The sequence below is a fragment of the Pseudomonas sp. KBN12P06040 genome, from assembly GCF_037574965.1.
In the GTDB taxonomy this organism is placed as follows: Bacteria; Pseudomonadota; Gammaproteobacteria; order Pseudomonadales; family Pseudomonadaceae; genus Pseudomonas; species Pseudomonas aeruginosa.
Window position 1 is genome coordinate 4,540,421 of the sequence record NZ_JBBELS010000001.1, and the last position, 16,870, is coordinate 4,557,290.

Sequence of the window (16,870 nt, forward strand, 5' to 3'; positions counted from 1 at the left end):
CCGCCGGCCTGTCACGCGGGAAGCCAGGCCGTTGAACGGAAGCATTTCGCCGCACCCTGCGAACCATTCGCTTGACCGGGCAGTCGGAATAGATTCTCCCTATCGCCGCCTTTGACATAGACCAAGAGCGCTGGGAAAAACCCTGTGTTAGCCTCACTCCAACTGTTTCGGAGTGCCCCATTCACAAGGCCGACTGAAAGGAGAACGCCATGGAAATCAATATCGGAATCGGCGAACAGGATCGCGCAGCCATTGCCGAGGGCCTGTCGCGGCTACTGGCCGACACCTACACCCTCTACCTGAAAACCCACAACTTCCACTGGAACGTCACCGGCCCGATGTTCAATACGCTGCACCTGATGTTCGAAGGTCAGTACACCGAACTGGCCGTTGCCGTGGACGACATCGCCGAGCGCATCCGGGCCCTGGGCTTCCCGGCGCCCGGCACCTACGCCGCCTACGCCCGCCTGTCGTCCATCAAGGAAGAGGAAGGCGTGCCGGAAGCCGAGGAGATGATCCGGCAACTGGTCCAGGGCCAGGAAGCCGTGGTGCGCACCGCCCGCAGCATCTTCCCGCTGCTGGACAAGGTCAGCGACGAACCCACCGCCGACCTGCTCACCCAACGCATGCAGGTACATGAAAAGACCGCCTGGATGTTGCGCAGCCTTCTCGCCAGCTGATCGTCGATCGCTCGATAGAAAGCGGGGCCCGCCTCAGGGCCCCGCCCTCCCCTCCGGCGCCAACCGCTTGATTTGAGTAGCCTCCTGCTTTCCTGTTAAATAGCCGCCGTGCGTCACACGCATAGGCCGGCCGTCCTTCCGCACCTTTCGTTTCATGCACCGAAGCGCTGTCCGGCTACTTGATCGTTACCCCATCAAGGTGAACTCATTGACATGTTGAAAATCGTCCTTCTGGTCACGGGCGTCGCCGCCCTATTGCTGTCCTTCATTCCCAGCCTAAGAACCGAAGCCACACCCTTCCTGCAACATCCCGATGCCATCTACCTGGCCATTCTGGGCCTGATCAACCTGCTCTTCGCTCCCGTACTGCAATCGTCACATCCAACCCGCCCGCTGCAGGCCGGCGCAGCCGCCCTGCTGGTCCTGGGCGTCGTCCTGCAGGCACTGATCCTGCTGGCGCCGCTGCCGACCATCGCCGACCAGCCGGCGATCGTCCTGCCCCTGCTAAGCCTGGTGCTGGCCACGGCCCTGCAACTGGCGGGCAGCCTGAAGCCCGGCAAACCGGTCTCGCGCAGCGCCAGCGCCCCGACGGCCCTCGGCGGCAGCCAGGACAGCGGCAACCGGGAGACAGGTACCGTGAAGTGGTTCAACACCTCAAAAGGTTTCGGCTTCATTTCCCGCGATTCGGGCGAGGACATCTTCGTCCACTTCCGAGCGATTCGCGGCGAAGGCCACCGCATCCTCATCGAAGGCCAGCGCGTGGAGTTCTCGGTGGTACAACGGGACAAGGGCCTGCAGGCGGAAGACGTAATCGCCTCCCGCCGCTGACCGCCGCGAAAAACAGAAAACCCGCCGAACGGCGGGTTTTTTGTGCATTCAATAATGGGGAGGAGGCGCTTCGTCTTCCCCCGCCTCGCCCACCAGCCCCTGGACGTCTTCCAGACGCTTGATCAATGCCGCGACCTGAAGCTGCAGTCGCTCAATGCTGCGCTGCTGCTCGACCACCACATCGTTGAGAGCCTGCAAAGTGTCATCCTGGAAAGCCTGGCGGCATTCCAGGTCATCCATGCGCGCGTCCAGCTCCATCTAGGCCTCCCCGGCAAAACGGAAGCCGTCGGTCAGCACCATCCGCAACTTGCCGCGGATCGCCTCGACCTGCTCGGAAGAATAAGGCTGAGCCGGATGGCGCCCCCAGACAGGGCCGGGCCAGGCGTCGTCGCCACGTCGCCGGACGATCACGTGCATGTGGAGCTGGCTGACCACATTGCCCAGGTTAGCGACATTCATCTTGTCCGCACGGAAGGTGTCCTTGAGCACCTCTGCCAGCAGCGTGGCCTCGCGCCACAGCGCCTGCTGGTCATCGACATCGAGCTGGAACAGCTCGGTGACATCCTCCCGCCTCGGCACCAGGATGAACCACGGATAGCGGGCATCGTTCATCAGCAGCAGGCGGCTGAGGGGAAAGTCGCCGAGCAACAGGGTGTCCTGCTCCAGCCGGGGATCCAAAGCGAACATACTGACCTCTCCTGTTCGACCGTCATTCATGGACAGCTTAGCCCCTCCTTCCGAGAAGGGACCCGCCGTAACTGCCGCGCAGGATACTTCGCCGCCCGGCCAAAGCAAGCCCGCACATCCGCCCGCCCCAGCTTGGCGCGCCACTCCAGCCGAACGCCCCATAAGATGCCGGTCGAATGAATACAGCGCGACGTCGAACAGGAGACATGCCGTGGATACAAACGCATTCGCCACAGACAACTCGATGGCAACCAACCCTTGAAGCAGACGGATTACAAACAGGTTTCAAGGCATGATTCGTTTGCTTTCAAACAGAATAGCTTCGCTCTCGAAGAGACCAACTGGAATACATAGGCGAAGCCGTTTTCCAATTTGTGCACGGAGTTTGCTTATACCTCTTTCATCACAGTAAGAGGGGCCGCACGGAACATGACATTTTTATTACAAGACCCCGCCAATCGGGAAAAGCGACTTGAGAAGCGACCTCAACAAGAGTGACCAAGCCCGCGACATACGTCATTTTTTCAACTGCTCACCTACGCAGATGCGACATACGTCATGCAATTTTGCGACAACGCCGTAAAGAATCCGTCGCTTCGAAACCTCAACTATCGCCAAGAAACACTGCGTGCTATAAGTTAGCGCCGACAAGAAGAACTAGCCGTCACTGCGGCACTGTGATGGCAGAGATAATTTCAAAACCAAAGGAGCAATCACAATGAAAGTGATGAAGTGGAGCGCCATTGCACTGGCGGTTTCCGCAGGTAGCACTCAGTTCGCCGTGGCCGACGCATTCGTCAGCGATCAGGCCGAAGCAGGGGTTCATCGAAGACAGCAGCCTCGACCTGCTGCTCCGCAACTACTATTTCAACCGTGACGGCAAGGAAGGTCGGGGCGATCGCGTCGATTGGACCCAGGGCTTCCTCACCACCTACGAATCCGGCTTCACTCAAGGCACCGTGGGCTTCGGCGTCGATGCCTTCGGCTACCTGGGCCTGAAGCTCGACGGTACCTCGGACAAGACCGGCACCGGCAACCTGCCGGTGATGAACGACGGCAAGCCGCGCGACGACTACAGCCGCGCTGGCGGCGCCCTGAAGGTGCGCATTTCCAAGACCATGCTGAAGTGGGGCGAAATGCAACCTACCGCGCCGGTCTTCGCCGCCGGCGGCAGCCGCCTGTTCCCGCAGACCGCGACCGGCTTCCAACTGCAGAGCAGTGAATTCGAAGGGCTCGATCTCGAAGCGGGCCACTTCACCGAAGGCAAGCAGGGCACCACCACCAAGTCGCGCGGCGAACTCTACGCAACCTATGCAGGCCAGACCGCCAAGAGCGCGGACTTCGCCGGCGGCCGCTACGCGATCACCGACAATCTCAGCGCCTCCCTGTATGGCGCCGAATTGAAAGACATCTATCGCCAGTATTACCTGAACACCAACTACACAATCCCGCTGGCATCCGACCAGTCGCTGGGCTTCGACTTCAACATCTACCGCACCACCGATGAAGGCAAAGCCAAGGCCGGCGACATCAGCAACACCGCCTGGTCCCTGGCCGGCGCGTACACCCTGGACGCGCACACCTTCACCCTGGCCTACCAGCAGGTGCATGGCGACGAGCCGTTCGACTACATCGGCTTCGGCGAGAACGGTTCCGGCGGCGGCGGTGACTCGATTTTCCTCGCCAACTCCGTGCAGTACTCCGACTTCAACGGCCCCGGCGAGAAATCCTGGCAGGCCCGCTACGACCTGAACATGGCCTCCTACGGCGTTCCCGGCCTGACCTTCATGGTTCGTTACATCAACGGTAAGGACATCGACGGCACCAAGGTCGACTCCAGTTCCTCCTACGCGGGCCTGTACGGCGAGGACGGCAAGCACCACGAGACCAACCTGGAAGCCAAGTACGTCGTCCAGGCCGGCCCGGCCAAGGACCTGTCGTTCCGTATCCGCCAGGCCTGGCACCGCGCCAATGCCGACGAGGGTGAAGGCGACCAGAACGAGTTCCGCCTGATCGTCGACTATCCGCTGTCGATCCTGTAATCGACCGACAGGCAACGAAAAAACCCGGCATCGCCGGGTTTTTTCTTCTCGGCGGCAACGCGCCTATAAAGGAAGGGCGTAGGTACCGGTCACATGGGCCACCAGGTCTTCCTCATTACTCTGCGAAAACACTCCGACCTCGCAGACGACCTGGCGCCGCCCCAGCTTGAGGATGCTCGCCTCGGCCAACAGGTCCTCGGGCCTGGGCTTGCTGAGGAAGTTGATGTTCAGGTTCGAGGTCACGGCCATCTCGACCGCCCCGAGACGCCCGAGAATGACCGCGTACATCGCCGCGTCGGCCAGCGCCATGATGGTCGGGCCGGACAACGTTCCACCGGGACGCACCAGCTTGCCGTGAAAAGGTATGCGCGCCAGCGCATGTCGTTCGTCGAGACGCTCGACACGAAAATCGATGTCCTCGGCCATGGGCAGCCCCATGCGGATCAACGCCTGTACCTGCGCCGCGTTCATTGCCTGCTGACTCCTCATCATCGATGGCCGGCGCCCTGTACGCAGCCAGACCGGCACCGTACAATGCCCAGCCATTCCTCCCGATACAACCGACATAACGGCCAAAGATGCGTACCAGTCAGTATCTGCTTTCCACGCTCAAAGAAACCCCCGCCGACGCGGTGGTAATCAGCCATCAACTGCTGCTTCGCGCCGGCATGATCCGTCGCCTGGCCTCGGGTCTCTACACCTGGCTGCCAATGGGCCTGCGGGTACTGCGCAAGGTCGAGACCATCGTCCGCGAGGAAATGAACGCTGCCGGCGCCCTGGAAGTGCTGATGCCGGCGGTGCAGCCGGCCGAGCTGTGGCAGGAGTCGGGGCGCTGGGAGCAATACGGCCCTGAGCTGCTGCGCCTGAAGGACCGCCACGAGCGCGAATTCTGCGTAGGCCCGACCCACGAAGAAGTGATCACCGACCTCGCGCGCAACGAGCTGAACAGCTACAAGCAACTGCCGATCAACTTCTATCAGATCCAGACCAAGTTCCGCGATGAGATCCGCCCGCGCTTCGGCCTGATGCGCGGACGCGAATTCATCATGAAGGACGCCTATTCCTTCCACCTGAGCCAGGACTCGCTGCAGCAGACCTACGACGGGATGTACCAGGCGTACAGCAAGATCTTCTCCCGCCTCGGCCTGGATTTCCGTCCCGTGCAAGCCGACAACGGCTCCATCGGCGGCAGCGACTCCCATGAGTTCCACGTGCTGGCCAACTCCGGCGAGGACGATATCGTCTTCAGCGACAGCTCCGACTACGCCGCGAACATCGAGAAGGCCGAAGCCGTGCCGCGCGAGAGCGCCCGCGGCAGCGCCACCGAGGACATGCGCCTGGTCGACACGCCCAACATCAAGACCATCGCGGCCCTGGTGGACGGCTTCCAGCTACCGATCGAGAAAACCATCAAGACCCTGGTGGTGCATGGCGCCGAAGAAGGCACGCTGGTCGCCCTGATCGTCCGCGGCGATCACGAGCTCAACGAAATCAAGGCCGCCAACCAGCCGCTGGTCGCCAGCCCGCTGGTATTCGCTTCGGAGGCCGAGATCCGTGCCGCCATCGGCGCCGGCCCCGGCTCGCTGGGCCCGGTCAACCTGCCGATCGCCTGCATCGTCGACCGCTCCGTCGCCCTGATGAGCGATTTCGCCGCTGGCGCCAACATCGAGGACAAGCACTACTTCGGCGTGAACTGGGAGCGCGACCTGCCGCTGCCCGAGGTCGCCGACCTGCGCAATGTCGTCGAAGGCGACCCCAGCCCGGACGGCAAGGGCACCCTGGTGATCAAGCGCGGCATCGAGGTCGGTCATATCTTCCAGCTTGGCACCAAGTACAGCGAAGCGATGAAGCTGAACGTCCTGAGCGAACAGGGCAAGCCGGTCAACCTGATCATGGGCTGCTACGGCATCGGCGTATCCCGCGTGGTCGCCGCCGCCATCGAACAGAACCATGACGAGCGTGGCATTCTCTGGCCAAGCGCACTGGCGCCGTTCCAGATCGCCCTGGTACCGCTGAAGTACGAAACCGAGAGCGTCAAGCAGGCGACCGACAAGCTCTATGCCGAGCTGACCGCAGCCGGTTTCGAAGTGCTGCTGGATGATCGCGACAAGAAGACCAGCCCCGGGGTGAAGTTCGCCGACATGGAGCTGATCGGCATTCCCCACCGCATCGTGATCAGCGACCGCGGCCTCAACGAAGGCGTCCTGGAATACAAGGGCCGCCGTGACAGCGAGTCGCAGAACCTGCCGATCGGCGAACTGATGTCGTTCATCACCGAAAAACTCAGCCGCTGAGCGTAACGATGCCCACCGGAAGACCCCTGCGCCTATTCGCCGCCGCCCTGTGCGGCGGCCTTCTGCTGAGCGGCTGCGCCAACCAGTTGCCGCAGCGTAGCGAGCATGAGGAGCGCGTCGAGCGGAAGCTGCTCGAACACACCCTGCAAGTCGATGTCGGCCAGCCCGATGTGCTCGAACTGCCGCAGCGCCGGGTCCGGATCAACGACCAGAAGTCCTTCGAGGTCACCGAGTTCGAGGTGACGCGCCGTTACGACCGCTATACGCCGTACCAGGCTTGGCGGGAGATCTACGAGATCCCGTTGGGCGCGGTGGCGCTGGTGGCCGGCGTCGGAGCGAACATCGTCAACGTGGTGACCTTCGGCAGCGTACCGGACAACATCACCCACGGCTGGATCAACTATGGGCTGGCCGGGGTGAATCCGTTCATGAACGTGGAATCCAACGGTCGCGCCGAACAGAATCTCGCGAGCATCGACGAGAAACAGCGCGACAAGCGCCTGGAGTACTCCAGCCTGCCCTGGGCGGAGCGTCCGGTCATGGTCAGTTCCGGCAAGGAACTCAACGAACTGCTTACCGACCGTCATGGCGTGCTGCGCCTCAACCTGCTTGACAGCCCCTTCGCCGAACAGGACATCAGCCGCATCTCGCAGATACATCTTTCGGTGAGCGACCCGCAGGATGGTACCCGCGCCGATGCCAGCCTCCGCGTCAGCCGCAGCCTGCGCGGCAAGCTCCTGGAAGCTCACGCCCTGATCTATGACGACCTGGAAGGCGATGACGTCCACCACTGGGTCCATCGGGTGAAACGCCTCGCGGAGCTGGGCCTGGAAGAAGAAGCCAGCGAACTGGAACAGAGCCTGATCGAGCTCACGCGCAACGACCCCGAACTGCAGCAGCAGTTCATGCATGCCCTGCTCCGGGATGCCGGACGCCTGGCCGCGGACCCTGGCGAGACGCCCTGACGGCGAACTCGCCTCGTCAGCGACGGACGACGAAGCCAGCGATCCCCTGCAGCGGCATTTGGTCGACCTCGACCGCAGAGACCTCCGCGTGCCGCGGGCCCCGCCCCAGCCATCGCTCCAGGGCTTTCGCCCGGTCCTCCTCGCCCTCCCAGACGACCTCGACACGCCCGTCATCCAGGTTTCGCACCCAACCGTCGAGTTCGAGGCGATCAGCCTCTTCCCGGGTCGCCTGACGGAAACCGACGCCCTGTACCCGGCCGCCGACATAGGCATGCAAGCAGATCCTCGCCATCAGCGTCCCTCCCGCAAAGCCTCGAGCTGTTTCAATATGCCATCGGCCGTCTGCTCGCCCAGCAGACGCTGACGCATTTCCCCCCGAGCATCGACGATATAGGTGACAGGCAACGCTTCGCTGCGAGGGAGCTTGAAGCGAGGCGCCGGATCATCGGCCAGCACGGTGAAGCGAATCCCCATGCCATCGGCCGACTTCTTCAACTCGGCATCGCGCAAGCCATCGAAATTCACGCCAATGACGCGCCCGCCCTGCCCTTCCAGCACCTGCGCAAGGCGATTCATCTCCGGAATCTCGGTCCGGCAGGGCGCGCACCAGTCAGCCCAGTAATTGACCACCAGCCAATGCCCGTCCAACTGCTCCGCAGCGACAGGACGCCCGTCCTGGTCGACTCCGTAATCCGCCGAACAGCCCGCGAGAAACAACACCGCAGCAGCGCCCAGCGGGCGTAGCCAACTCCCCATGTCAGGAACCTCTCGAGTCAGGAAAACATCGGCCGGACCAGGGCAACCCGGCGCGGCACTATGGCGAGACCTTACTGGAAGCCATCCACCTCTGCAAAACCGAGTGGAGACGAATATGGGAAGAAGAAGCCCCGATACTTCCTACAAGGCACAAAGTGCGAGAAGAGTCACGACAATCGCCGTCGAACCGCACAGTTTGACGCAAAGGACCACCCCTATAATCCGCGTGCCACACACGACGCGACGACTCAACCGGCCGTATGCCCAGGCATCGGCAGGATCGACTTGGGGAGAAGTCGAGAGCGACGAGTCCGAAGCCCTTTTAAACGGACACACTGCTGCTTATGAAAGACCATCTGATCGGAAGCGTCCCCGCACACCTGGTGGATGCCGCACGCCCGACCCTGACAGCCCACGAGGGCCTGGTCGCGGACTACAACATTGCCGCCTGGCTACATCTTCCGGATGCCTGCGACCTGCTGGTGTCACTGGTGGTCAGCTATCTGGATGGCGGGCGCCAGCGCGAAGTGGCGGTGGATCACGGACGAATCGACCGCCAGCAACGCATCCTGCTTTCCGGCATTGCCCGCCTGCCCGTACGGCAGAAAGTGGAGAACATGCAGGTACGCCTGAAGTCGGCGACGGCCTTTTCCCGACTGGTCGTGGAGGAGTTCTTCGTACAAGCGGTGGAGCAGGAAAACAGGACCCAGCAGCTGTCCGAAGCTTGAGCCGGATCGCTCAGCCCTGGCGCACCTGATCGAGCAGGGGTTCGTCCCGCGCTTTCTCAGGCGACGGTTCGCTGACGCTACGCGCCGGCACCAACGACTCCGGCCAACTGCTGAACTGCAGCCCGGTAATCCGGTTCAAACGCTCAAGCGCTGCCTGCTCATCCTTGTGATGCAAATGGACGACCTTGTTCGACATTGGGAGCATGAACGGGAACCTCGGCGGAACTACGGAGTGAAACGACTGTCACACGAGGGTTTGCCAGAAGCGTGCCAACAGCGCTTTCCCTGCGCTTGCTGGGATTCCTCCGGCAGAATGCAGCGCCTCATGCACATCGTTCGCCGCAAACTGACACTTTACGTCACCTTCGCTCCCGAGGTTCCGTCCGCCAGCCAGTGGGCCAGGCTTTCTCCGAACAGCGCCTCCTGCTCCACCTGCAAGCGTTCCATCGCCTGCTGGAACGGCGGATACCACGCCTCGTCCAGATTCGCAGGCATGCGCTCTCGGCTAGGCATGGGCCAGGGGCAGCGATTCAGCAAGCGATGCAGACTGTAGGCGCCAAGATCCCGGCACAGCACCCACTCGCCGCCGCCGGCGCGGCAGACGAACTGTTCCTTCTCGAGAAAGTCCAGCAGTTCCTCCCACTCATCCTCGGGCAACAGCCAACCCGCACGATGCAAGTGGGTCAGGCGTAGCGACTGTCCAAGCTGCTGGCGCTGGTGGAACACCCTCAGCACGCCGAGCAGAACGATCAGCTTGGGCAGCGAGCGCCGCCGCCAGAGACGGGAAGAAGAGAGATTGCAGACCAGCACCGCGCCGAACAGAACGATCATCCAGGAAAGATAGATCCACAGCAGGAAGATAGGCACGGTGGCGAAGGCACCGTAGATCAACTGGTAGCCGGGAAACAGGCTTACGTACAGCCCGAACAGGGTTTTCGCGGCTTCAAACAGTACCGCGGTGAACACGCCGCCCATCAGGGCATGGCGCACCGGGACCCGGGCGTTCGGGACCGCCGAATAGAGCAGGGTGAAGGCCGCCACGCTGAACGCCAGCGGCATCAGCCCTAGCAGCGTCTCCGCGCCCGGCAACGCGTCCGGGCCATGGAGCAGCGACAGCGAAGTGATGTAGGTGGTCACGGCGAAGCCGGCCCCCAGCAACAATGGGCCCAGGCTGAGGATCGCCCAGTAGAGGAGGAACCGCCCGACACCCCGGCGTGGCTGGCGAACCCGCCAGATCTCGTTGAAGGCTTTCTCGATGGTCACCAGCATGGTGAAGGCGGTGACTGCCAGAAAGACCACCCCGACCCAGGTCAGGTGCCGGGCCTGGGTGGTGAAACTCTTCAGGTAGGTTTCCACCGCTTCTCCAGCGGAAGGCACGAAATTGCGAAAGATGAAAGTCTGGATCGACTCGCCCATGCCATGGAATGCCGGAATCAGCGAAAGCATGGAAAACATCACCGTCATCATCGGCACTACCGCGAACAACGTGGTGTAGGTCAGCGCCGCGGCGCTGTTGGGAGCCTTGTCGGTGACGAAGCGATGAGCGAGGAAGCGAGCGAACTCGACCCCATCGTTGAAATGTTCGCGCATGCCCTCTCCTTGAAGTCGCGCCGGTTCTTCGCCTCTCGGGGCGGTACTTCGCGCCGACGGGTTCAGTCCTGGTCGACGAGGCGGTTAGAATAGCCGTCACTTCACCGGCCATGCGACCCCTGACATGAGCGAACTGATCCTGTTGCACAATCCGCGCTGCTCGAAATCCCGCGCAGCGCTCGAACTGCTCGAAGCCCGCGGCCTACAACCGCAGGTGGTGCGCTATCTGGAAACCCCGCCGAGCGCCGCCGAGCTGAAAGCGATCCTGGCCAAGCTCGGCATTCCCGCCCGCCAGTTGCTGCGGACCGGGGAGGACGAATACAAGGCCCTCGGCCTGGATGAGCCCAGTCTTGGCGAAGAGGCCATCATCGAGGCAATGGCCAAGCATCCGAAGCTGATCGAGCGCCCGGTGCTGGTCGCGGGTGACAAGGCGGTGGTTGGCCGGCCTCCGGAAAGAGTCCTGGAGATCCTCGCTTGAGCAGTCCCTACATCCTGGTGCTGTACTACAGTCGCCATGGCGCTACCGCGGAAATGGCCCGGCAGATCGCCCGTGGCGTCGAACAGGGCGGCTTCGAGGCGCGCGTACGCACGGTTCCCGCGGTATCCACCGAATGCGAAGCGGTCGCCCCGGACATCCCCGCGGAGGGGGCGCTGTACGCAACCCTGGAGGACCTGAAGAACTGCGCAGGCCTGGCCCTCGGCAGCCCGACCCGCTTCGGCAACATGGCTTCCCCGCTGAAATACTTCCTCGACGGTACCAGTAGCCTGTGGCTGACCGGCGGCCTGGTCGGCAAGCCGGCAGCGGTCTTCACCTCCACCGCCAGCCTGCACGGCGGCCAGGAGACCACTCAGTTATCGATGCTGTTGCCATTGCTGCACCACGGCATGCTGGTCCTGGGCATTCCCTACAGCGAACCCGCCCTGCTGGAAACCCGCGGCGGCGGCACGCCTTACGGCGCCAGCCACTTCGCCGGCGCCGATGGCAAGCGCAGCCTCGATGAGCACGAACTGACCCTGTGTCGCGCGCTGGGCAAACGCCTGGCGGAAACCGCCGGCAAGCTGGGGAGTTGAAATGGCCCGCAAGAACAAACCGCTGCCCGAAGTAGCGTGGCTGCAGCCGCGCCTGGCGCTCAGCCGCGCCATCAGCCTGGGAAGCTTCGTCGGCCTGGTCCTGCTCATCCTCATTCGCGACCTGATCTACGCGGACGCCCATGGTGCGGCGAGCTGGGTGCCCTGGCTGGTCCTCGCCTTCAAGCTGCTGCCGCTGCTGGTGGTGGCCCCCGGACTGCTCATGGGCAGCGCGCGCGGGCATGCCTGGGCCTGCTACGTGGTCAACCTGTATTTCATCCTCGGCGTACTCGCCGCCTTCGATCCCACGCAGCGCCTGTTCGGCTGGGCCGAAGTGCTACTCAGCGTGACCTTGTTCTGCGCCGCGCTGCTCTATACGCGCTGGCGATTCCAGTACGACCGAAGGGTCGCCGGGGAACGCTGATGGTAAGGCAGGAGCCCCTCCTGCCCTGCCTGCGCCGCTTTCCAGTGCCGACAGCCGGTAAGCCTGCAGACAGCCAGCGCTCCGGTATTGCCGGCGCATGGATGGAGAGACGGATAGAAGGCGGTCACTTCCTGCCGCAAGCGAAACCCAAGGACTGCGGCACGGCCATGCGGGAGTTCGTCGACGGACTGTCGACGCCTACCAGCCGAGGGTTTCCTTGAGGAAAGGAATGGTCAGCTTGCGCTGAGCCTGGAGCGAAGCGCGATCCAGTTGCTCCAGCAGATCGAACAGAGAGTTCATGCTGCGCGAACCGCGGTTGAGGATGAAACGACCGACTTCATCGGTCAGATGCAAGCCACGACGGGATGCCCGCAGTTGCAGGGCACGAAGCTTGTCTTCGTCGGAAAGACCGTGCAACTGGAAGATCAGCGCCATGGTGAGGCGGGACTTCAGGTCCGGCAGCTTGACCTGCAGCTCCCGGGGCGACTTCGATGCCGCCAGCAGCAGGCGCCGACCGGTATCGCGCAGTCGATTGAACAGGTGGAACAGCCCCTCTTCCCACTCTCGCTTGCCAACCAGCACATCCAGGTCGTCGATGCAGACCAGCTCGCACTGCTCGAGATCGTCGAAGATTTCCGGGCCGTACTGCACCAGATCTGCCATCGGCAGGTAGATGGTTCGCTCTTCGAACTGCTCGAAACGCAAGCAGGCCGCCTGCAACAGGTGGCTGCGGCCGACGCCGTCGTGTCCCCAGAGGTAGATGAGGCTTTCCGCCCAGCCAGCCTCGGCTTCGCACAAACGCTCGACATATCCCAGTGCCGCGGCATTGGCACCGGGATAGTAGTTGGCGAAGGTGGCGTCGTCGCGCAGACGCACACTGAGGGGAAGCTGAATAGGTTTCATGCCAGGCTGGGCGGACAATCCGAAAACGCCGCAGGAGTCACCGTAAAGGCTGCAAAGTTTATACGCCTCGGCAAGGCCGCACAATGAGCAACTAGGCAAGCAAAATCAAAGGTTTGCCGATAGCCGAGGCTCCTTGCCCAGAGCATCGGCCGGTCGCGCGCCGGCCCGCTCCGTTGCATAGGAGCGGATCGGCGCGCCGACTCACTGCCAGCGGAAATTCAGTTGGGTCGACGACGGCACCGCCGCGCTGGGCGCTGCGGGCTGGCCGGAGGCATCCAGCGGTACGCTGTCGGCCGGGACTTCCTGCAACTGCGCCAGGCCCAGCTGGGCACGCAATTGCTCGGGACTGGCCTTCACGGAATAGTCGAGGCGGTCGCCCCACACGCCTACCAGACGCGCGCCGAACGGATCGAGCAGGCGTTGCAACTCGGCATAGCGTGCCAGTGTCGCGCCCTGGACCTGGAGGGTCAGGCCGGTCGCCGCTCCCGGCGTGGCAACGAAACGAGTGGACAGGCGGTTGCCGACGGCCAGCATCACGCTCTCTGCCAACGCGTCGGGCGTAGCGCCTTCAGCCTGGCCTTGCTCTCGCGAATCGCCCATCCACAGCCGCCATTGCGCCTGCCATTTGCCGTCCGCCTCCTTGGCGTCCACTGCCAGCAAGGCATCGGCGGCATAACGCTCGGAGGCTGCGCGCAGGGCATCGGGTTGGGCGGCGTTGAGGTTCTCCGGGGTACCGACGATCTGTTCGTCGAGATCCGCCAGAGGCAGGCGCAACGGCAAGCCGCGGTTCTGCGCCGCACGCTTGAGCGGTTCGGCCGAGGCCTGGTTGTCACCGACCAGGGAGCTGCCATCGGCGCTTTCGTTCAGCCACCAGGCCAGCACCGCCGGGCGGTTGGCGCCCCAACTCGGCAGGCCGGCGGCCCGCAGCGCATTACCGGTGGCGGTCGGATCGAAATCGACCACCAGCGCCAGCGGCGGACCATTTTCGAAGGCGTACTGGCTGATCAGTTGCTGCGGATCCTTCAGGTACCCCGCCAATGCCGGGTTCTGCGGCGCCTGCGGATTGCCGGTCAGGCGCACCAGCAGGGTCTGCAGGGCTCGCACCAGTCCGGCATCGCGCTCTCCGGGCTGCTGCGACGAAACCGGCTCGTGGACCTGGTAGAGATTGGGGACCGTTGCCGCGAAGACGGGCAAGCCTAGCAGGGAAAAACAGAGAACGAAGAGTCGGGCTATGCGCATGGAGGGCTCTCGACGAACGGATGGGAACGGCGGCGACGAGCTGTGAAGGCCGCGCAAGTGGACCTATACCTTAAACAGCAGTCCGTCCAGCGGCAACCGAGATGGCCGCTGCGTGGCAAGCCTGATAAAATCGCGCGCCTTCAAAACCGGCAAACAGCGTTGCACGCCTGGGCGGCCGGCCGATCTCCGAATTACCCCTATAGGCCTGGATTTATGAGCAGCAAGCAACCCTCGTTGAGCTACAAGGACGCTGGTGTGGACATCGACGCCGGCGAAGCCCTGGTGGAACGCATCAAAGGCGTGGCCAAGCGCACCGCACGCCCGGAAGTGATGGGCGGCCTCGGCGGCTTCGGCGCCCTCTGCGAAATCCCGGCCGGCTACAAGCAGCCGGTGCTGGTATCCGGCACCGACGGGGTGGGCACCAAGCTGCGCCTGGCGCTCAACCTGAACAAGCACGACAGCATCGGCCAGGACCTAGTGGCGATGTGCGTCAACGACCTGGTGGTCTGCGGCGCCGAGCCGCTGTTCTTTCTCGACTACTACGCCACCGGCAAGCTCAACGTCGACGTCGCCGCCACCGTAGTCACCGGCATCGGTGCCGGTTGCGAACTGGCGGGCTGTTCCCTGGTCGGCGGCGAGACCGCCGAAATGCCCGGCATGTACGAAGGCGAAGACTATGACCTGGCCGGCTTCTGCGTCGGCGTCGTGGAAAAGGCCGAGATCATCGACGGCTCCAGGGTCCAGGCCGGCGACGCGCTTATCGCCCTGCCCTCCTCCGGCCCGCACTCCAACGGCTACTCCCTGATCCGCAAGATCATCGAGGTTTCCGGCGCCGACATCGAGCAGGTCCAACTCGACGGCAAGCCGCTGGCCGACCTGCTGATGGCGCCGACCCGCATCTACGTCAAGCCGCTGCTCCAACTGATCAAGCAGACCGGCGCGGTCAAGGCCATGGCTCACATTACCGGCGGCGGCCTGCTGGACAACATCCCGCGCGTCCTGCCGGACAACGCCCAGGCCGTGATCGATGTCGCCAGCTGGAACCGTCCGGCGGTATTCGACTGGCTGCAGGAACAGGGCAACGTCGACGAGACCGAGATGCATCGCGTACTCAACTGCGGCGTCGGCATGGTCATCTGCGTGGCCCAGAGCGACGCCGAGAAAGCCCTGGAAGTCCTGCGTGCCGCCGGCGAGCAACCCTGGCAGATCGGTCGCATCGAAACCTGCGGCGCGGACGCCGAGCGCGTGGTCCTGAACAATCTGAAAAACCACTGATGCCGAAACTCTGCAATGTCGTGGTGCTGATTTCCGGCTCCGGCAGCAACCTGCAGGCGCTGATCGACAGCCTCCGGGAGGGCGCCACGCCGGCCCGGATCCGCGCGGTGATCTCCAACCGCGCGGACGCCTATGGCCTGGAACGCGCGCGCCAGGCCGGCATCCAGACCGAGGTGCTCGATCACAAGGCCTATGCCGATCGCGAAAGCTTCGACCAGGCCCTGGCACAACGGATCGATGCCCATGAACCGCACCTGGTGATCCTTGCCGGGTTCATGCGCATCCTCAGCGCCGATTTCGTTCGCCATTACCAGGGGCGACTGCTGAATATCCATCCCTCGTTGCTGCCGCGCCACAAAGGGCTGCATACCCATCAACGCGCCCTCGAAGCCGGCGACCGCGAGCACGGTTGCAGCGTGCACTTCGTGACGGAGGAACTCGATGGGGGGCCACTGGTCGTACAGGCAGTAATCCCGGTAGAGTCGCAAGATACGCCGGAACGCCTGGCCAGACGGGTTCACGAGGAAGAACACCGGATCTACCCGCTGGCCATGCGCTGGTTCGCCGAGGGCCGCTTGCGCCTGGGCGAACAGGGCGCCCTGCTGGATGGCCAGGCCCTGCCTGCCACCGGCCATCAGATTCGCACCAAGGAGATTCGCAATGCGTAAAGCCATGCTGTTCCTGCTGACGCTGCTGACCCTGCCGGCCTATGCCTTCGAGCTGAAGCCGTTCACCGCCAGCTATACCGCCGACTGGAAACAGATGCCCATCAGCGGCAATGCCTCGCGCAGCCTGAAGGCTCTCGCCGACGGCCGCTGGCAACTGGACTTCGAGGCCTCCATGCTGCTGGCCAGTCTCAACGAAGTCAGCACCTTCAAGGTCGAGAACGACACCTTCCTGCCACAGACCTACCGCTTCGCCCGCCAAGGTCTGGGCAAAGGCAAGCAGATCGAACTGGACTTCGACTGGTCGCAGAAGCAGGTGCTCGGCAGCGACCGCGGCGATGCGGTGCGGCAACCCCTGAATCGCGGTCAACTGGACAAGTCCACCTATCAACTGGTCCTGCAGCATGACGTTGCCGACGGCAAGAAGAGCATGAGCTACCAGATCATCGAGGGCGAGGATGTCGATACCTACGACTTCCGGGTTCTCGGCGAGGAAAAGGTACGCACCCAGGCCGGCCTGATCAACGCGATCAAGGTCGAGCGCGTGCGTGATCCGGGCAAGAGCAACCGCAAGACCATCCTCTGGTTCGCCAAGGACTGGGACTACCTGCTGGTCCGCCTGTACCAGATGGAAACCGACGGCAAGGAATACCAGATCATGCTCAAGGAAGGCACCATCGACGGCAAGACCGTCACTGGCGAAAAGAGCTGATCCCCCCTCCCACG

General features: G+C 63.2%; 20 protein-coding genes and 1 pseudogene. 12 read left to right on the top strand and 9 right to left on the bottom strand.

Annotated features, from left to right (window positions below; all coding sequences use genetic code 11):
* The first annotated feature begins 209 nt into the window (after window positions 1–209).
* Both VQ067_RS21325 and VQ067_RS21330 read left to right on the top strand, forming a co-directional pair.
* On the top strand, window positions 210–680 hold the full coding sequence (locus tag VQ067_RS21325) for a Dps family protein (RefSeq protein WP_003086103.1): 471 nt from the start codon (window positions 210–212) through the stop codon (window positions 678–680).
* Window positions 681–893: 213 nt separating this feature from the next.
* Entirely contained in the window at window positions 894–1,508 is a 615-nt protein-coding gene (locus tag VQ067_RS21330) for a cold-shock protein (RefSeq protein WP_003086101.1), read from the top strand.
* Window positions 1,509–1,556: 48 nt separating this feature from the next.
* Here VQ067_RS21330 and VQ067_RS21335 read toward each other — a convergent pair whose 3' ends face one another.
* Together VQ067_RS21335 and VQ067_RS21340 are read right to left on the bottom strand one after the other, a co-directional pair.
* The gene (locus VQ067_RS21335) at window positions 1,557–1,766 is read right to left on the bottom strand and encodes a SlyX family protein (RefSeq protein WP_003086099.1); all 210 of its coding nucleotides are present in this window, start codon (window positions 1,764–1,766) and stop codon (window positions 1,557–1,559) included.
* The gene (locus VQ067_RS21340) at window positions 1,767–2,195 is read right to left on the bottom strand and encodes an HIT family protein (RefSeq protein ID WP_003086095.1); all 429 of its coding nucleotides are present in this window, start codon (window positions 2,193–2,195) and stop codon (window positions 1,767–1,769) included.
* A 718-nt stretch (window positions 2,196–2,913) separates the two neighbouring features.
* Here VQ067_RS21340 and VQ067_RS21345 point away from each other — a divergent pair.
* A pseudogene (locus VQ067_RS21345) lies at window positions 2,914–4,237 on the top strand (OprD family porin).
* A 63-nt stretch (window positions 4,238–4,300) separates the two neighbouring features.
* Here the strand turns inward: VQ067_RS21345 and VQ067_RS21350 are convergent.
* Entirely contained in the window at window positions 4,301–4,708 is a 408-nt protein-coding gene (locus VQ067_RS21350; protein WP_003086091.1) for a PaaI family thioesterase, read from the bottom strand.
* A 107-nt stretch (window positions 4,709–4,815) separates the two neighbouring features.
* Here VQ067_RS21350 and VQ067_RS21355 point away from each other — a divergent pair, with 107 nt between their 5' ends.
* Window positions 4,816–6,531 (top strand): proline--tRNA ligase, encoded by a 1,716-nt coding sequence (locus VQ067_RS21355; RefSeq protein WP_003134223.1) that lies wholly within the window; start codon window positions 4,816–4,818, stop codon window positions 6,529–6,531.
* Between the two features lie 8 nt (window positions 6,532–6,539).
* Entirely contained in the window at window positions 6,540–7,496 is a 957-nt protein-coding gene (locus tag VQ067_RS21360; protein WP_003086088.1) for a hypothetical protein, read from the top strand.
* A 16-nt stretch (window positions 7,497–7,512) separates the two neighbouring features.
* Here VQ067_RS21360 and VQ067_RS21365 read toward each other — a convergent pair whose 3' ends face one another.
* Together VQ067_RS21365 and VQ067_RS21370 are read right to left on the bottom strand one after the other, a co-directional pair.
* The gene (locus VQ067_RS21365) at window positions 7,513–7,788 is read right to left on the bottom strand and encodes an acylphosphatase (protein WP_003140780.1); all 276 of its coding nucleotides are present in this window, start codon (window positions 7,786–7,788) and stop codon (window positions 7,513–7,515) included.
* The gene (locus VQ067_RS21370) at window positions 7,788–8,252 is read right to left on the bottom strand and encodes a TlpA disulfide reductase family protein (RefSeq protein ID WP_003102387.1); all 465 of its coding nucleotides are present in this window, start codon (window positions 8,250–8,252) and stop codon (window positions 7,788–7,790) included. The genes VQ067_RS21365 and VQ067_RS21370 overlap by 1 nt, the downstream gene beginning before the upstream one ends.
* A 344-nt stretch (window positions 8,253–8,596) precedes the next feature.
* On the opposite strand from VQ067_RS21370, the gene VQ067_RS21375 reads away from it, so the two are divergent.
* Window positions 8,597–8,980, top strand: a complete 384-nt coding sequence (locus VQ067_RS21375) for a hypothetical protein (RefSeq protein WP_003102388.1) — start codon at window positions 8,597–8,599, stop codon at window positions 8,978–8,980.
* 10 nt (window positions 8,981–8,990) lie between these two features.
* On the opposite strand, the gene VQ067_RS21380 is transcribed toward VQ067_RS21375, so the two are convergent.
* Complete coding sequence (locus VQ067_RS21380) at window positions 8,991–9,176, bottom strand: hypothetical protein (RefSeq protein ID WP_003112577.1); 186 nt, start codon at window positions 9,174–9,176, stop codon at window positions 8,991–8,993.
* A 158-nt stretch (window positions 9,177–9,334) separates the two neighbouring features.
* Window positions 9,335–10,570: a YihY family inner membrane protein gene (locus VQ067_RS21385; protein ID WP_003117099.1), complete on the bottom strand. Its 1,236-nt coding sequence runs from the start codon at window positions 10,568–10,570 to the stop codon at window positions 9,335–9,337.
* Between the two features lie 124 nt (window positions 10,571–10,694).
* On the opposite strand from VQ067_RS21385, the gene arsC reads away from it, so the two are divergent.
* From arsC to VQ067_RS21400, 3 genes are read left to right on the top strand one after another with little or no spacing between them, the layout of a single operon-like run.
* Window positions 10,695–11,048, top strand: a complete 354-nt coding sequence (gene arsC / locus VQ067_RS21390) for an arsenate reductase (glutaredoxin) (RefSeq protein WP_003109944.1) — start codon at window positions 10,695–10,697, stop codon at window positions 11,046–11,048.
* On the top strand, window positions 11,045–11,641 hold the full coding sequence (gene wrbA, locus VQ067_RS21395) for an NAD(P)H:quinone oxidoreductase (protein ID WP_003102394.1): 597 nt from the start codon (window positions 11,045–11,047) through the stop codon (window positions 11,639–11,641). Before arsC ends, wrbA begins: the two co-directional genes overlap by 4 nt.
* 1 nt (window position 11,642) lies before the next feature.
* Complete coding sequence (locus VQ067_RS21400; RefSeq protein WP_003086072.1) at window positions 11,643–12,062, top strand: DUF2069 domain-containing protein; 420 nt, start codon at window positions 11,643–11,645, stop codon at window positions 12,060–12,062.
* A 198-nt stretch (window positions 12,063–12,260) separates the two neighbouring features.
* Here VQ067_RS21400 and hda read toward each other — a convergent pair whose 3' ends face one another.
* Window positions 12,261–12,965 (bottom strand): DnaA regulatory inactivator Hda, encoded by a 705-nt coding sequence (hda, locus tag VQ067_RS21405; protein WP_003102398.1) that lies wholly within the window; start codon window positions 12,963–12,965, stop codon window positions 12,261–12,263.
* A 201-nt stretch (window positions 12,966–13,166) separates the two neighbouring features.
* Window positions 13,167–14,204 (bottom strand): DUF2066 domain-containing protein, encoded by a 1,038-nt coding sequence (locus VQ067_RS21410; RefSeq protein ID WP_033991240.1) that lies wholly within the window; start codon window positions 14,202–14,204, stop codon window positions 13,167–13,169.
* Between the two features lie 213 nt (window positions 14,205–14,417).
* Here VQ067_RS21410 and purM point away from each other — a divergent pair, with 213 nt between their 5' ends.
* From purM to VQ067_RS21425, 3 genes are read left to right on the top strand one after another with little or no spacing between them, the layout of a single operon-like run.
* On the top strand, window positions 14,418–15,479 hold the full coding sequence (gene purM, locus VQ067_RS21415) for a phosphoribosylformylglycinamidine cyclo-ligase (protein ID WP_003109942.1): 1,062 nt from the start codon (window positions 14,418–14,420) through the stop codon (window positions 15,477–15,479).
* Window positions 15,479–16,147: a phosphoribosylglycinamide formyltransferase gene (gene purN / locus VQ067_RS21420; RefSeq protein ID WP_003086063.1), complete on the top strand. Its 669-nt coding sequence runs from the start codon at window positions 15,479–15,481 to the stop codon at window positions 16,145–16,147. Before purM ends, purN begins: the two co-directional genes overlap by 1 nt.
* Window positions 16,140–16,856 carry a DUF3108 domain-containing protein gene (locus VQ067_RS21425; RefSeq protein WP_003102406.1) on the top strand — a complete coding sequence of 239 codons (717 nt, stop codon included), beginning with the start codon at window positions 16,140–16,142 and terminating at the stop codon, window positions 16,854–16,856. Before purN ends, VQ067_RS21425 begins: the two co-directional genes overlap by 8 nt.
* Window positions 16,857–16,870 lie beyond the last annotated feature (14 nt).

Coding starts and splice junctions, on each gene's coding strand:
- VQ067_RS21325 (WP_003086103.1), top strand. CDS start 210: ATGGAAATCAATATCGGAATCGGCGAACAGGATCGCGCAGCCATTGCC.
- VQ067_RS21330 (WP_003086101.1), top strand. CDS start 894: ATGTTGAAAATCGTCCTTCTGGTCACGGGCGTCGCCGCCCTATTGCTG.
- VQ067_RS21335 (WP_003086099.1), bottom strand. CDS start 1,766: ATGGAGCTGGACGCGCGCATGGATGACCTGGAATGCCGCCAGGCTTTC.
- VQ067_RS21340 (WP_003086095.1), bottom strand. CDS start 2,195: ATGTTCGCTTTGGATCCCCGGCTGGAGCAGGACACCCTGTTGCTCGGC.
- VQ067_RS21350 (WP_003086091.1), bottom strand. CDS start 4,708: ATGAACGCGGCGCAGGTACAGGCGTTGATCCGCATGGGGCTGCCCATG.
- VQ067_RS21355 (WP_003134223.1), top strand. CDS start 4,816: ATGCGTACCAGTCAGTATCTGCTTTCCACGCTCAAAGAAACCCCCGCC.
- VQ067_RS21360 (WP_003086088.1), top strand. CDS start 6,540: ATGCCCACCGGAAGACCCCTGCGCCTATTCGCCGCCGCCCTGTGCGGC.
- VQ067_RS21365 (WP_003140780.1), bottom strand. CDS start 7,788: ATGGCGAGGATCTGCTTGCATGCCTATGTCGGCGGCCGGGTACAGGGC.
- VQ067_RS21370 (WP_003102387.1), bottom strand. CDS start 8,252: ATGGGGAGTTGGCTACGCCCGCTGGGCGCTGCTGCGGTGTTGTTTCTC.
- VQ067_RS21375 (WP_003102388.1), top strand. CDS start 8,597: ATGAAAGACCATCTGATCGGAAGCGTCCCCGCACACCTGGTGGATGCC.
- VQ067_RS21380 (WP_003112577.1), bottom strand. CDS start 9,176: ATGTCGAACAAGGTCGTCCATTTGCATCACAAGGATGAGCAGGCAGCG.
- VQ067_RS21385 (WP_003117099.1), bottom strand. CDS start 10,570: ATGCGCGAACATTTCAACGATGGGGTCGAGTTCGCTCGCTTCCTCGCT.
- arsC (WP_003109944.1), top strand. CDS start 10,695: ATGAGCGAACTGATCCTGTTGCACAATCCGCGCTGCTCGAAATCCCGC.
- VQ067_RS21400 (WP_003086072.1), top strand. CDS start 11,643: ATGGCCCGCAAGAACAAACCGCTGCCCGAAGTAGCGTGGCTGCAGCCG.
- hda (WP_003102398.1), bottom strand. CDS start 12,965: ATGAAACCTATTCAGCTTCCCCTCAGTGTGCGTCTGCGCGACGACGCC.
- VQ067_RS21410 (WP_033991240.1), bottom strand. CDS start 14,204: ATGCGCATAGCCCGACTCTTCGTTCTCTGTTTTTCCCTGCTAGGCTTG.
- purM (WP_003109942.1), top strand. CDS start 14,418: ATGAGCAGCAAGCAACCCTCGTTGAGCTACAAGGACGCTGGTGTGGAC.
- purN (WP_003086063.1), top strand. CDS start 15,479: ATGCCGAAACTCTGCAATGTCGTGGTGCTGATTTCCGGCTCCGGCAGC.
- VQ067_RS21425 (WP_003102406.1), top strand. CDS start 16,140: ATGCGTAAAGCCATGCTGTTCCTGCTGACGCTGCTGACCCTGCCGGCC.